Origin of the sequence: Prevotella illustrans (genome assembly GCF_017426725.1) — a bacterium.
In the GTDB taxonomy this organism is placed as follows: Bacteria; Bacteroidota; Bacteroidia; order Bacteroidales; family Bacteroidaceae; genus Prevotella; species Prevotella illustrans.
The window spans coordinates 1-13,352 of the sequence record NZ_JAERMS010000055.1; the positions used below are offsets into that span (position 1 = coordinate 1).

13 protein-coding genes are annotated in these 13,352 nt (G+C 45.2%); 6 read left to right on the forward strand and 7 right to left on the reverse strand.

The window, feature by feature from the left end:
• Positions 1–86: 86 nt before the first annotated feature.
• Positions 87–1,133 (reverse strand): endolytic transglycosylase MltG, encoded by a 1,047-nt coding sequence (gene mltG / locus JHU38_RS11495; protein WP_107582660.1) that lies wholly within the window; start codon positions 1,131–1,133, stop codon positions 87–89.
• A gap of 89 nt (positions 1,134–1,222) precedes the next feature.
• Between mltG and JHU38_RS11500 the strand changes: the two genes are divergently transcribed.
• Complete coding sequence (locus tag JHU38_RS11500; protein ID WP_107582659.1) at positions 1,223–1,873, forward strand: HAD family hydrolase; 651 nt, start codon at positions 1,223–1,225, stop codon at positions 1,871–1,873.
• A 20-nt stretch (positions 1,874–1,893) separates the two neighbouring features.
• On the opposite strand, the gene JHU38_RS11505 is transcribed toward JHU38_RS11500, so the two are convergent.
• From JHU38_RS11505 to JHU38_RS11530, 6 genes are all read right to left on the reverse strand, one after another.
• A complete protein-coding gene (locus tag JHU38_RS11505; RefSeq protein WP_107582658.1) occupies positions 1,894–3,132 on the reverse strand; it encodes an ABC transporter permease in 1,239 nt (412 codons plus the stop codon).
• Between the two features lie 60 nt (positions 3,133–3,192).
• The gene (locus tag JHU38_RS11510; RefSeq protein ID WP_107583168.1) at positions 3,193–3,963 is read right to left on the reverse strand and encodes an ABC transporter ATP-binding protein; all 771 of its coding nucleotides are present in this window, start codon (positions 3,961–3,963) and stop codon (positions 3,193–3,195) included.
• Positions 3,964–4,046: 83 nt separating this feature from the next.
• On the reverse strand, positions 4,047–5,213 hold the full coding sequence (locus tag JHU38_RS11515; protein ID WP_107582657.1) for an efflux RND transporter periplasmic adaptor subunit: 1,167 nt from the start codon (positions 5,211–5,213) through the stop codon (positions 4,047–4,049).
• Between the two features lie 265 nt (positions 5,214–5,478).
• A complete protein-coding gene (locus JHU38_RS11520) occupies positions 5,479–6,819 on the reverse strand; it encodes a TolC family protein (RefSeq protein WP_107582656.1) in 1,341 nt (446 codons plus the stop codon).
• Positions 6,820–7,013: 194 nt separating this feature from the next.
• Complete coding sequence (locus JHU38_RS11525) at positions 7,014–7,616, reverse strand: riboflavin synthase (RefSeq protein ID WP_107582655.1); 603 nt, start codon at positions 7,614–7,616, stop codon at positions 7,014–7,016.
• Positions 7,617–7,936: 320 nt separating this feature from the next.
• Positions 7,937–9,586 (reverse strand): glycoside hydrolase family 10 protein, encoded by a 1,650-nt coding sequence (locus JHU38_RS11530; protein WP_107582654.1) that lies wholly within the window; start codon positions 9,584–9,586, stop codon positions 7,937–7,939.
• A 109-nt stretch (positions 9,587–9,695) separates the two neighbouring features.
• Here JHU38_RS11530 and JHU38_RS11535 point away from each other — a divergent pair, with 109 nt between their 5' ends.
• The 5 genes from JHU38_RS11535 to JHU38_RS11555 are packed head-to-tail and all read left to right on the forward strand — an operon-like array spanning position 9,696 to position 13,036.
• Positions 9,696–10,184, forward strand: coding sequence for an outer membrane beta-barrel protein (locus tag JHU38_RS11535; RefSeq protein WP_107582653.1), 489 nt, complete (start codon positions 9,696–9,698; stop codon positions 10,182–10,184).
• A 3-nt stretch (positions 10,185–10,187) separates the two neighbouring features.
• Positions 10,188–10,796 carry a recombination mediator RecR gene (recR, locus tag JHU38_RS11540; protein WP_107582652.1) on the forward strand — a complete coding sequence of 203 codons (609 nt, stop codon included), beginning with the start codon at positions 10,188–10,190 and terminating at the stop codon, positions 10,794–10,796.
• 53 nt (positions 10,797–10,849) lie between these two features.
• A complete protein-coding gene (locus JHU38_RS11545) occupies positions 10,850–11,284 on the forward strand; it encodes a hypothetical protein (RefSeq protein WP_107582651.1) in 435 nt (144 codons plus the stop codon).
• A gap of 20 nt (positions 11,285–11,304) precedes the next feature.
• On the forward strand, positions 11,305–12,534 hold the full coding sequence (locus JHU38_RS11550) for a glycosyltransferase family 2 protein (RefSeq protein ID WP_107582650.1): 1,230 nt from the start codon (positions 11,305–11,307) through the stop codon (positions 12,532–12,534).
• Positions 12,512–13,036 carry a GNAT family N-acetyltransferase gene (locus JHU38_RS11555; RefSeq protein ID WP_232369956.1) on the forward strand — a complete coding sequence of 175 codons (525 nt, stop codon included), beginning with the start codon at positions 12,512–12,514 and terminating at the stop codon, positions 13,034–13,036. The genes JHU38_RS11550 and JHU38_RS11555 overlap by 23 nt, the downstream gene beginning before the upstream one ends.
• The last annotated feature ends 316 nt before the right edge of the window (positions 13,037–13,352 follow it).

A 13,352-nucleotide genomic window follows, 5' to 3' on the forward strand; every position in this document is an offset into this window, starting at 1 on the left:
CTCTCCCGCTCCCATAAACGATTGACAGATTTATATGGCTTCATCGCTTGCGGACCTGTCCCCACAAATGATCGAGTGAGCCCTTTTTATTTGATACCTCGTTCGTTCAGTGCTTTCGAATACTTGGCCGCGTTGCCGAGATGTTCCGTGTAGGTGCGGGCGAAGTTATGCGTTCCACTGAAATCTTCCTTAGCACACATATAAAGATAGTTGTGATGTACATGGTTGAGTACGGCGTCTATGCCCGCTACCGACGGAATACGAATCGGTCCTGGGGGAAGTCCGGTGTTCTTGTACGTGTTGTAAGGACTGTCGATGGAAAGCAGATTGTGGTAGATACGTTTCAACTCAAAACGTTTCCAGGCAAATTTGATGGTTGGATCGGCCTGTAAGGGCATACCATCGGGGTACTCGGCGTCGCGCAGCATGAGTCGGTTGTAATACATGCCGGCTATCATCGGCTTCTCCCGGTCGTTGGCCGTTTCTTCATCAACGATACTAGCCAACGTAATCACTTGATTGTGTGATAATTTCATTTCCTCTGCTTTGTGTGTACGGTCGAAGTTCCAGAACTTCTTGTTTTCCTTTTGCATCCGTTCCATGAATTTATCCAGCGACACGTTCCAGTACATATCGTACGTGTTGGGGATAAAGAGACAGAGAATCGTTGTGGTGTCGTAACCTAATTGTTCGCAGAAAGCTTCGTCTTTCAGCGCTTTTGCGATATCCGCGCTGTCGAGCATTAGCTTTTTTGAAATCTCGTTAGCCAGCTTTTCCACGGTTCTTACGCTCGGAATAGTCAGGTCTATCGACGCCTGCATGCCGTTTTTCAAGTGACGGAATAGGCTGAAAGCGCCGTCGCCCGGCTTCAGCGAATAACGTCCGGTACGGATGTGGCTTTTGTAGGAGCAGTGTCTTACCAACGTGCGATAGCCAATGAATCCGTGATCGTTCGATACCGCTTTCACCTTATTATATACAGAGTCGATATTGTCGTCCGCGTCAATATAAAGATATTGGGTTTTTCCGGTGGCGTTCATCGATGAAAAGAAATAATAATAGATCAAAGCCACTGCAACAATGATGCAACCGATGGTTGCATAAAGGTATTTGTTTTTGGTTTGCTTATCCATATAACCTTTTTAAAAACGGCTGCAAAGTTACTATTAATTATTGTGAGAGCAAAATATATTTTGTAATTTTGCCTCAAATATCAGCAATCATGATAGGTAAATACAGTACTTATATTTTTGACTTAGACGGTACTTTACTTGATTCCCTCACCGACCTTTATCTCAGTTGTAATTATGCCTTGAAGGCTTTTGGCATGCCCGAACGTACCCTTGAAGAGGTGCGTCTCTTCGTGGGCAATGGCGTCAGAAAACTGATGGAGCGTGCCATTCCCAATGGTTCGGAACATCCTCGGTTTGACGAAACCTATGCCTTATTTCGTCAATATTACATGCGGCACAACCTGGATCATACCTGTCCGTATCCCGGTATTTTGGATATGCTTCGGCAACTGAAGGCTAACGGCTGCAAGATGGCCATTGTCAGCAACAAGTTTTATGCGGCCACGCAAGAGCTGGCACGTCACTTTTTCGACGGATTGATAGAGGTGGCGATAGGTGAGCGGGAGGATATTCGCAAGAAACCGGCTCCCGACACGGTCATCGAGGCTATGCGTCAGTTGGATGTCGGGCGTGAGGAATGCGTTTATGTTGGTGACAGTGATGTCGATATCGATACGGCCAAGAACAGCGGCATGCCCTGTATCAGCGTCTTATGGGGATTCCGCGACAAAGCGTTCCTGCTGTCACATGGCGCTACCGACCTCGCGGCGTCTCCTGCCGAAATCACGAAAGCGTTTTAATTCAGAGTCTCTTTTCCTTTCTACTCATACCTGATGGCTTCTATCGGGTCGAGTCTCGCAGCCTTCTTGGCGGGGTACCATCCGAAGAAAACCCCTGTAAACGTGCAGACCGCGAAACTCATGACGATACTCCACGGCTGAATGAAAATGGGCCAGTGGGCCAGCAGGTTCACGCCATAGGAGGCGCCTATGCCTAACAGGACGCCGATAATACCGCCGGTGACGCTCAGCATGATGGCTTCGATGAGGAATTGATTCAGAATGTCAATGCCGCGGGCCCCCACACTCATGCGGAGCCCTATCTCACGCGTGCGTTCCGTCACGCTGACATACATGATATTCATAATGCCGATACCCCCCACAATCAGTGAGATGCCCGCAACGCATCCCAGCAATATCGTCAGCATGTCGGTGGTGGAGTTCATCATGCTCGACAGTTCTTCCTGACTGCGTATGTTGAAGTCGTCGTTATCGGCTTCGGTCGTATCGGTGGCGTCTTTCAACTTGTGGTTTCTACGCAGAATCGTCGATATCTGGCTGGTCGCTTTGTCCGTAACGCCCTCGACGACGGCCGAGCAGGTGATTCCCCCCAGATAGGTCTGGGCCAGGATTCGCTTCATGACGGTGGTGTAGGGCGCCAACACGAGATCGTCTTGGTCCATACCCATGGAATTGTAGCCTTTCTTTTTCAAGACACCGACCACACGGAAAGGAATGCTGTTGAAGCGCACCACCTTACCGATAGGGTCGCTGCCATCGGGGAAGAGATAGCCCACGACCGTCTGACCGAGCACGCATACCTTGGCGCTCGACTTGATATCGTTGTCGGTGAACATCTCGCCGTCCGACACACTGAGCTGTCTGATTTCCAGATAGTCGCCGTTCACGCCATAGATAGACGATTGCGTATTGTTGTTGCCATAAATCCATTGTCCGCTGGAGGTTACAGTCGGGCTGATGGCCTTGATGTAATTGCATTGCTCTTTGATAGCCGTATAGTCGGCCAGCTTCAGCGTTTGCATGGCCGAAGGATCCTGGCGCACGCCACCTCGCATGTCGGCTCCGGGGCTGATCATGATCATATTAGAGCCCATTTCGGCGATGTTGGCCTGAATGCTCTTCTTCGAGCCCTGACCGATGGCCAGCATCGTGATGACTGAAGCCACGCCGATGATGATACCCAGTGCCGTGAGAAACGACCGCATCTTGTTGGCCGCGATGGCTCGGAGGGCTATCTTGAATAAATTGGTATAATTCATCTTGTTACTTTGTTAAGGTTGCGGAACATAAGACATTGCCAAGCGCAGGCATTGAGTCGGCTACTCGTCGGAGTTGGCCGGCAGGGCCGCAAGTCCTTCGGCGGCGTTCATGATGTCCCGGTTGTACTCGTCACTGATGACGCGGCCGTCGCGCAACTGGATGTTACGGCTGGCGTAGCGGGCTATATCAGGATTATGGGTGACGAAGATTATCGTGCGTCCCTCGACATGCAGCTTCTGAAAGAGTACCAGTATCTCGAATGAGGTACGGGTATCAAGATTTCCCGTGGCCTCGTCGGCCAGGATGACGGCCGGATTGTTGACCAGGGCGCGGGCAATGGCCACCCGCTGCATCTGGCCACCCGACATCTGGTTGCTCTTGTGATACAGGCGTTCACCCAAGCCGACGGCTTTCAGAGCCTCGACGGCTCGCTCGTGACGTTCTCGGACACTGACATCGGGATTGTACATCAGCGGCAATTCCACGTTTTCTACACTCGTGGTCTTGGGTAGGAGGTTGTAGTTTTGGAAAATAAAGCCTATCTTGCGATTGCGCAGCGTGGCCCGCTGCGATTTGCTCATCTTCCTGACAGAAACACCGTCGAGATAATATTCGCCGCTGGAAGGTGTGTCGAGACAGCCCAACTGGTTGAGAAGGGTCGACTTACCCGATCCCGACTTGCCCATGATGGTTACGAATTCGCCTTCGCGGATGGTGAAGGAGACGCCACGAAGAGCGTGTACGATTTCGTCGCCGACCATAAAATCGCGCTTCACGTTCTGAAGCTCGATGACAACCTTCTTGTCGTTGTCTTTTATTTGTTCAGTCATACTCATGCGTTTATGAAAACTTTATCTACCCAAGGCTGGTTGGGCATGGCTTGTTGAATGTGAAACCGTGTGTTCGGAAGTTGTCATTTCCTCTTTCGCGGACCGGGGGCAAAGGGACTCGACTCTTGCGAGGCGGTGGCTTCCTCCTGATTGCTCACGACTTTCAATTCGGTGATGACGCGCTTACCTTCGTCGATTCCGCCGAGAATCTGCGTATGCGTGCCGTCGGTTTCGCCGATGTTGACCGGAATGGCCTTGACCGTGTTGCCCTCTTCGATCCATACTTTGTTCTTGCCGTTGCAGTCAACGATTTTCCTGTTGCCCACGGTTTCCTTGGTTGGCGTGAAGCGGAGGGCCTTATTGGTTACGCTGACGACTCCCTGGCGCTCGGCCGTATAGATGGTGACGTTGGCCGTCAGTCCCGGTTTCAGCTTCAAGTCGGCATTCGGCGCACTGATGACCACCTCGTAGGTGACTACATTGTTGGTGGTCGTGGCTTGCTGACGAACCTGCTTCACCGTACCTTCAAACGTGTCGTTAGGGTAGGCGTCTACCGTGAAAGTCACTCTTTCGCCCTGCTTCACTTCGCCTATATCAGCCTCGTCTACGTCGGCCACAACCTGCATGTTGGTAAGATCCTGAGCGATTGTGAAGAGCTCGGGCGTGCTGAAGCTGGCTGCCACGGTCTGACCTTCTTCTACCGACTTTGAAAGGACTACGCCATCTATGGGCGAAGTGATGGTGGCATAGCCGAGGTTGGTCTGCGCCTTGCGTACGCTTTCACGCGTTTGAGCCACTTGGTCCTTGGCCTGCTGATAAGTGAGGCGGGCGCTTTCGTAGTCGTCGGCACTCACGAGTCCTTTCTTGAATAGCGTGGCATAGCGGTTAAAGTTGGCTTGTTGGTAGGTCAGGTTGTGCTGTGCGTTGCTCATGTTGGCTTTGGCCGTGTTCAGTTCACTGGTCAGGTTGGTCTTGTCGAGTTCGGCGATGACCTGTCCCTTTTTGACGACACTGTTGTAGTCGACATACAGTTTGCTTACGATACCACTTACCTGCGTACCAACCGTGACACTCGTAACGGGCTCGATGCTGCCTGTTGCCGTGATACTGTTTTGGATGTTGGCTTTCGAAACTTTCTCGGTGACGAAGCTCACCTCTTCTTTCTTCTTGTTACCCGTCAGTAGAAAGGTGGTAACAGCCAGAATGGCAAGCACACCGGCTATAATCCAAATTTTACTTATCCGTTTCATATCTCTCTTGTTTTGTTACTTAAAATAATCTCTTCGTTGATGCCGGTCAGCCCATGATGGAGCCGATGAAATCTTAGTTGTAGTTTTTGTTTTTTAAAAGCAGCCCTTTTAGCGGCTCAAAGCTATGCTTTTAGCGTGTCAAAGCATAGCTTTTACCGTCTAAAAGCATAGCTTTGACAAAGCGTCTACAGGCAAGTTAGCAAAAGACTATGTTCTGATCTTTGCCAAATTGCTGATAGTCAGTAAAATAGAAGTGATGTGGCGCTTATTTTTTTAGTGAGCCATCTTGGTAGAATCTCAACATGTCAAGATTCAGGATGGTCAAATATTTGCTTTGCAACTCATTCTGCCGGGCTTTCAGCAGATTGTCCTTGCCCGTGCGTAGTTCTACGATATTTTTCAAGCCAAGCCTAAACTGTTCGCTGAGCAGGTCGTAACTGGTCTGCGCACTCTCCGTACTGACCTTAGCCGCTTTGAACTGATTCTGGTTAGTGACAGCCTGAAGCCAATAGTTCTCAATGGAGGAGTAGAGCGTAGTCTGCTCGTTTTTCAAGTCAAGCATGCTGCTTTCGCGCTGCAGTATTGCCTTGTTGACCGCTGTCCGCTTCGATCGGTTGTCAAAGATCGGTATGCTGACACTAATGCCCACACCTGCTGAGATGTTGCTCTTGAGCTGTCGTGACCAATCCAGCTTATTCATTGAGGTCGTACTGGTCGACACTCCGGCGTTCGCGCTGACGGTGGGCATGCCTTGTGCCTTGGCGATTTTGATTTGCAGATTACTTTGATCTATCAGGTTCTGATAGCCTTTGAGCTCGGGACGGTAGTCTAACGCGGCGGTGTAAACGTAGTTCAGCGAAGGGATTTCCTGCAAGGCCATATCGTCGGATGTCTCCGGTGTTGTTATATTAAATTCTTCTTCATCCGTGATCTGTAAAAGTTGTTTTAATTGGCGTTTGTAGTTCTTGACGGCGCTCCCAGCCGACACGATGTTATATTCGTCTTGCGCGCGTTGGGCAGTGAGTTGGGCCAGGTCGGCCTTGCTCATTTTGCCGATTTTTACCATTTCTTTTCCTCTGTCTTCATTTTGGACACTGCTTTCAAAGCTTTCCTTGTTTACCTTGATAGCTTCCATGGAATAAAGAATCTGGATATAAAGCTGAGCGATTTGCTCTTGGATGTTATTCGCTGTCGTAGCGGAGTCGATGGCAGCTTTCTCTTCAGCCAGCTTGTTGAATTTGACGGTATTATGATTCCTGTTGCCGTTCCATAGCGTCCAGTTTCCACTCAAACCATAAGTTCCGTTATAATAAAATTTATCGACGCCACTTCTTGAATATCCGTCGCCACTGATACCGGATTCGATCCAAGGCGTATAGTTGAAATTTTGACTTGTAGAAAAACTCAAGTTGGGCAACAAGGCGGCTCTTGCTTGTAAGAGATCCTCATTGGCGCTTAGTTTCTGAATACGTTGCTTTTGGAGTGAGATATTGTTCTGTAGGGCGTAATTGATGCAATCCTGCAACGACCAGTCGCGGGCAGGAGCTTCTGAGGCTGGTGCCAACAGTGCAATACCTAATAATAATGTTGCTAACGGCTTTCTCATAACTGCTAATTTATTTCTAATTGCGCTTGTATAAGTGGAGAGACATCATGTCTCTTTCATAATTTATTTATTTGATGATAATTAAGTAACAAAAGTCTATTGACGACGTTTGTTCTTAACAATAATTTCGGAAAACGGCGGGGGGATTAACATTCTGTTACTCGAAATCCGTCATAAATAAAAAAATGCAAGCTCTACGTAAGAGCCTGCATCCGTGCTATGTATTTTCCTAAAATATCAAATTCTATGTTGACGATCGTTCCTATGGCTATATCACAAAAGTTGGTATGTTCCCGGGTGTAAGGAATGATCGCAACTTTAAAGGTATTTTCTGTCGGCTCACACACGGTGAGGGAAACCCCGTTGACCGTAACACTGCCCTTATCTACCGTGAAGTAGCCCTTTTTAGCCATTTGTCGGTCGGGTTTGTATTCAAAAGTAAAGTAAGTTGAGCCATCTGCGTCTTCCATTTGAATACATTTTGCCACTTCGTCGACATGGCCTTGTACGATATGGCCATCCAATCTGCCATTCATCAGCATTGATCGTTCTACGTTTACTTTGTCACCGACATGAAGCATGCCTAAATTAGACCGATTTAGCGTTTCTTTCATTGCCGTGACCGTATATTGGTCTTCATTTATTTTTACTACTGTAAGGCAAACTCCATTGTGAGAAATGCTTTGATCAATTTTGAGATCTTGCGTGAATGAACATTTCAATGTGAAATCAATGTTTTCTTGTGTCTGCTTCATAGCTACAATGGTAGCCATTTCTTCTACGATACCACTAAACATATTTATTTGTTGTTATATTACTAAAAAAGGCAGGAATCACATTGGAATCCTGCCTATATGAGAAAAGGGGTTGCTCAGTGATGTGATGAAACTCCGAGCAATACAAGTTTTGAGAGCTCTCAGTTTCTGTAATCCACTGGTCGATGAGGCATCGACTTACCTCCGAAGAGTTTATGCGGCCCGCCATAGACATAAGAAACTATCTCGGTTTTCAATATTATTTGATGAGTATCCCGATCAAACCGAAACAACCCCAATAAGTCTTTACAATTCGTATTGCAAAGATAGGACGTTTTTTGATTACTTCCAAATAAATATACTTATTTTTTGATTTCGAGAACCCCCAGTCGATGGCTTGCTCCTTTCTTAGTTCGGGCATAAGCTTGGTACCAGCCGGTGGGCAGCGAACTGATATCCGATGTCTTTCCGTAGACAGAAGATGTAGCAACTGTTTGGCCGGCCATGTTGACAAGAATGATGGTATCGGCATCCATCTGATTGATAAAGTCGGGCAGAAAGAGTTTCCTGTTGTCGTGCTTGAGTAACTCATCCGTACTGCTTACGCGGTGTTCGGGCGCTTGCGACAGCTGGCGAGGAAGGCTTTCGTTGCCATATCGGTCGATGGTTGTAATCGCGTAATAGTGTCCATCATCAGGTAGGATAGCCTCTTTGGTTTTTATTTTCATTAAATGCTTGCCGCTGTCGGTATTTACCGGCCAATCTCTTGACGCGTAAATATTGTAGGAAAGTTGGCCCGAAGCGGAATCTGTAGTCAGGAAATAATAGCCGTTTTTCTTGTCGAAAGAGTTTTTAGGGCATTCCGGTTTCTTGGACGAAGCCCATGTCATTGGTGGAATTAAGGCGGGAAGAGTATTGAATATTTGGGTCGAAAAGTCGTAAATGCCCTTCGTATTGTCTGTGAAAAACTTGCTCCTAAAAAAGGCGTGTCCTAATTGTAAGTTCCTTGTGCAAGCCATTTCACGAGTAATAGTTTCCAAATCCCAGTTTTTTTCGGATGGCGACATAAAATAAATACCGAGTCCGGGAACAACGATTTTGCCGGCAGACTGCTCTTTCCAGTCAATGGCAAAAGGGTAGAAACTATTGTCTTTAAAATACATCATCGGGAATAGTTCGTCCATTAGTCCTTGCCGCAACCATCCCTGCGCATCCTGGCAGACCCGCGAATAAGCATTCCATCCATGGCTCCGGTATCTGCTCAGGTCATCGGCCTTGCCGATAGGGGAGCAACTCATCTTAACCCATGGCTTCAAAGCTTTCACCTTATCATGGATTTTCTTGACGATATTTGTGATATACAGGCGTCCTTTGGTGGGCGAAACGTTTATTTTCCATGTTTCGGGATAACGAATGTAGTCGAGGTGTATGCCGTCGATATCGTAGTTATTTGTGATTTCCGCGCACAAGTTAGCCAGATAGTCGCCTGTAGATGCCAATTCGGGGTTCATATAACCGTCTTCCGCTATTTTACGGATAATGCCCGGTTGGCTTTGTCTCAGTCGCTTGCAACCATACGCGTTCCATTTACCTATGGGAATCGTCACAATCCAGGCGTGTAGTTCCATGCCGCGTTTGTGGCACTCTTCAATGGCAAAAGCCAATGCGTCGTATCCTGGCGATCTTCCGGGAATGCCGCTAAGGCAACCATCCCATGGTTCATACTTGGAAGGGTAGATGACGGTTCCACGAATTCTGGTTTGTAAAAGTATGGTATTGATACCGGCCTTCTGCAGTTTGTCCAGAATATCGGTTAGTTCCTTTTGTTGAATATCGATAGCGTGTTGAGATTGTGCATAGCGATGAGGCCAGTCTATGCCGCCGATCGTCGTGAGCCATACAGCCCTTACTTCATGCTTGGGGGATGAAATCGTAGAAAAAGAAGTGAATTGAGATTGGGCTTGGCAAACTGTAATGAAAATACTGATAAAAATGGAAAGAATAGTTCTCATTCGCTATTACATTTGTGGCTAAATCCGTGATCGAAGAACGAAAATATATTACAAAGATACTTATTATTTACAAGAATGTGCTATCTTTGCAAATAAAACTTTATCGATTATGAAAAAGAAATTATTAATGATGATGATAACCTTGTTGGTTGCCGTATCCGCAAATGCACAGTTTGAAAAGGACAAAGTGTATTTCGGTGGTTCTCTTACAGGATTGAATCTTAGTTATAGCGGTTCTACGGAACTCAATTTGGGAATACAGGCCCAAGCCGGCTATATGATGGAAGATAATATCATGTTGTTGGCACAAGCCGGTCTCCAGCATAATAGCATGGCAGACTCCCATGACAGCTTTACCCTTGGAGTAGGGGGACGTTATTATATTGAGCAGAATGGTATATATTTAGGTGTAAACTGCAAGTTTATCCATGCAAATAAGAGTTATAATGATATCATGCCGGGTGTAGAAGTCGGTTATGCCTTCTTTGTGAGTCGCACCGTGACGATTGAACCGGCCATTTACTATGATCAGTCTTTCAAGAGTCATCGTGATTATTCTACGATTGGTCTGAAAGTAGGTATAGGTATTTATTTATAATGAATGGATAGATATCCTTCTTCTTTGTTGGAAAAGGCAGTAAGCGAGTTTGCCAAGCTGCCGGGTATAGGGCGCAAGACTGCATTGCGCCTTGTATTGTTTATGCTCAAGCGGTCAGACAGTGAGGTCGATGCTTTTTCCGACGCGATCAGTCATGTCAAGAAGGATATCAAGTATTGTAAGATATGCCATAACATTTCTGATACGGATATCTGCCCAATCTGTGCGGACGGACATAGGGATGGGCAAGTTGTTTGTGTCGTAGAAAACATTCAGGACGTAATGGCTATTGAGAATACGCAGCAGTTTCATGGCCTGTATCATGTGCTTGGAGGAGTCATATCGCCGATGGATGGTATCGGACCAAACGAACTTGAGATAGAATCGTTGGTCAGCAGAGTGGCGGAAGGCAATATCAAAGAGGTGATTCTGGCCTTGAGTTCAACGATGGAAGGAGATACTACGAGCTTTTACATATCGCGTAAGTTGGCTTCTTTTAATGTAAGAATGAGCGTGATAGCCCGTGGAATTTCCGTAGGTAACGAGTTAGAGTATACGGATGAAGTGACGCTTGGACGTTCAATCTTAAATAGAACCCCGCTTCAAAAATAAGTATTGTCCATCTCTGTGCGTGTATGATAGGTTTTCAATTTTAGAATAGCAATATGAAGAAAACACTAAAGTTGTTGAATTGGGCTTTCTATTTGCCAATAGCCTTATGCTTTTTTATGGTTGTCTTGTTTGAATCTGACATCCTGCCCACCGGGATTATGAAGTCTGACGAAACAGAGACTTTGGAATTTTGTTTGGAATTTCTCATGATCATACTCACCATCGCGGGCATTCCGATGGTATTGAAAATGTTCAAATTTCCTTTTGTGTCTCGGAGAATTACTGAAGATCAGAGTCCTGAATATGTCGTATATTGTCATTATTCGCTGATCCGCATCTTATTGTTGGCATTGTTGATGGTAGGCAATACGCTGTTGTATTATTTGTTTATGAATGTTCGTTTTGGTTATCTGGCTATTATTCTACTCATTTCCGCTATATTTATTATGCCGACAAAGGAGAGAGTAAAGGCCGAATCAGGCAGATAAATATTTGTTGACTCCGTAGCATGAAGAAGTTGAGCATTATTATCGTAAGCTATAATGTCAAATTTTATTTGGAACAATGTATTCTTTCGTTGAGAGACGCGTTGCGCTTCATAGATGGTGAGATTGTCGTTGTAGATAATCACTCGACAGATGGGACTGTAGAATATCTTGTAGACCATTATCCTTATGTGAAGGTTTTACGCAATGAGTATAATGTCGGTTTTTCTAAGGCTAATAATCAAGCCATTAGGATGACTCAAAGTGAGTATATTTTGCTTTTGAATCCCGACACGGTAGTGGGAGAGGATGTTATTGACGGTTGCCTGACTTTTATGGATAGCCATACAGATGCAGGGGCAGTAGGTGTGAGGATGTTGCAGGCAGATGGACGAAAGGCTCCGGAATCTCGGCGTGGTTTTCCGTCTCCTTTTACGGCCTTTTGCAAGTTCATGCATCTCCATGCTCTATTCCCTCATATTGCACGGTTCAATCGTTATTATCTGAATTATCTTCCATGGGATGTTCCTGTAGAAATAGATGTGGTCAGCGGGGCTTTTATGATGGTCCGACGCTCAGCTTTGCAGACAGTAGGCCTTTTGGACGAGACATTTTTCATGTATGGAGAAGATGTAGATTTGTCTTTTCGACTGAAGTATGCAGATTTTTCTAATTGGTATTTGCCTTTTAATATTTTACATTATAAAGGGCAGAGTACTCAAAAGACGTCTTTTCGTTATGTGCACATCTTTTATGGTGCGATGAAAATTTTCTTGCGTAAGCACTACGTGAAAGCTTATCGCATATTAAAATATCCATTAACGGTGGCAATTTGGTTTGTTGGTTTGCTGTCCTTTATAAGGCTCCAATTACGAGAATTAAATGAAAAAAGTCCTTGTTTCTTTACAGCTCATCAGTCCCCACCATTATATTATATCATCTGCAGTGAAGAATCCAGATCTGCTTGTGACATAATAGTTCAAAAGTATCGGCTTGAAGCGTCTTATTTGTCTTCTTTTAACGAGCTGCAGACAATGATGGAACAGCAACATTTGGTTCATTCTTCTCTTTCCTCTTTTATCCATCAATCCTCGGCGATCCGTGGAACTGTTGTGTTTGACAGAAGTCTTTATACTTGTAAACAAATTTTACAGTTCATGGCGTCTGTAGCCAATAATCATTTGACTATAGGCATTTATTGGCCGGAGAGACAGCAAATAACTACTTCCGATGCAATATTCAGAACCGAATAACAAAGTGGAACTTCGAGCCATGGAACCCGAAGATCTCGACTTCCTTTATCAAATTGAAAACGACATTACTTTATGGGATGTCGGAATAACGAATGTACCATATTCTCGATATGTCTTATATAATTATTTGTCAGAATGTAAAAATGATATTTACACCGACAAGCAGTTACGACTCATGATTACGACAGCGGATCATATTTGTGTAGGGATCATTGATTTGGTGAATTTTGATCCTAAACATCTTAGGGCGGAGTTAGGCATTGCCATCCAGAAGCCTTATCGTGGTAAAGGATATGGACGTGCAGCCATTCTTAAGATGTTGCAATATGCACATGATGTGATTCATTTGCATCAAGTATACGTGGTGATTAGTGAGGATAATATACAGTGCCTGAAACTCTTTCAGGAAATAGGATTTACAGAAGGCGCGATTTTGAAGCAATGGCTTTATCATAATGGGGCTTGGCAGGCAGCCAAATTGTTGCATTTTTTTTGCAAATAATTATAGAACATTTATAGGTTAGCTGATTAGTTTACTTGACAAGTCAAAAAAATCAGCGTATGACCAAAGCTCGAAACCTGCATTCAGAAATAAATTGTATATCTCAAATTTGGGACCATAACAATTCCTTTCTTCTTCTCGATTTCATTATTTAATATATTATATTGATAATATGAATTTTTAAAACCATTAAGATTAAGTAATTGGAAGGAAAACTCATGAGAAACTTTTTTCTTACCCTATAATTTATTGTGCATCCAATTCCGTGATTTTTGTCAGAAAAAACTACCTGATTTTAACACTTCCGCAACATGTC

Excerpts from the sequence above, each read along its gene's own strand:
- JHU38_RS11520 (WP_107582656.1), bottom strand. The coding sequence starts at position 6,819 with ATGAGAAAGCCGTTAGCAACATTATTATTAGGTATTGCACTGTTGGCA.
- JHU38_RS11525 (WP_107582655.1), bottom strand. The coding sequence starts at position 7,616 with ATGTTTAGTGGTATCGTAGAAGAAATGGCTACCATTGTAGCTATGAAG.
- mltG (WP_107582660.1), bottom strand. The coding sequence starts at position 1,133 with ATGGATAAGCAAACCAAAAACAAATACCTTTATGCAACCATCGGTTGC.
- JHU38_RS11505 (WP_107582658.1), bottom strand. The coding sequence starts at position 3,132 with ATGAATTATACCAATTTATTCAAGATAGCCCTCCGAGCCATCGCGGCC.
- JHU38_RS11500 (WP_107582659.1), top strand. The coding sequence starts at position 1,223 with ATGATAGGTAAATACAGTACTTATATTTTTGACTTAGACGGTACTTTA.
- JHU38_RS11545 (WP_107582651.1), top strand. The coding sequence starts at position 10,850 with ATGAAGAAAACACTAAAGTTGTTGAATTGGGCTTTCTATTTGCCAATA.
- JHU38_RS11515 (WP_107582657.1), bottom strand. The coding sequence starts at position 5,213 with ATGAAACGGATAAGTAAAATTTGGATTATAGCCGGTGTGCTTGCCATT.
- JHU38_RS11535 (WP_107582653.1), top strand. The coding sequence starts at position 9,696 with ATGAAAAAGAAATTATTAATGATGATGATAACCTTGTTGGTTGCCGTA.
- JHU38_RS11530 (WP_107582654.1), bottom strand. The coding sequence starts at position 9,586 with ATGAGAACTATTCTTTCCATTTTTATCAGTATTTTCATTACAGTTTGC.
- JHU38_RS11510 (WP_107583168.1), bottom strand. The coding sequence starts at position 3,963 with ATGACTGAACAAATAAAAGACAACGACAAGAAGGTTGTCATCGAGCTT.
- recR (WP_107582652.1), top strand. The coding sequence starts at position 10,188 with ATGGATAGATATCCTTCTTCTTTGTTGGAAAAGGCAGTAAGCGAGTTT.
- JHU38_RS11550 (WP_107582650.1), top strand. The coding sequence starts at position 11,305 with ATGAAGAAGTTGAGCATTATTATCGTAAGCTATAATGTCAAATTTTAT.
- JHU38_RS11555 (WP_232369956.1), top strand. The coding sequence starts at position 12,512 with ATGCAATATTCAGAACCGAATAACAAAGTGGAACTTCGAGCCATGGAA.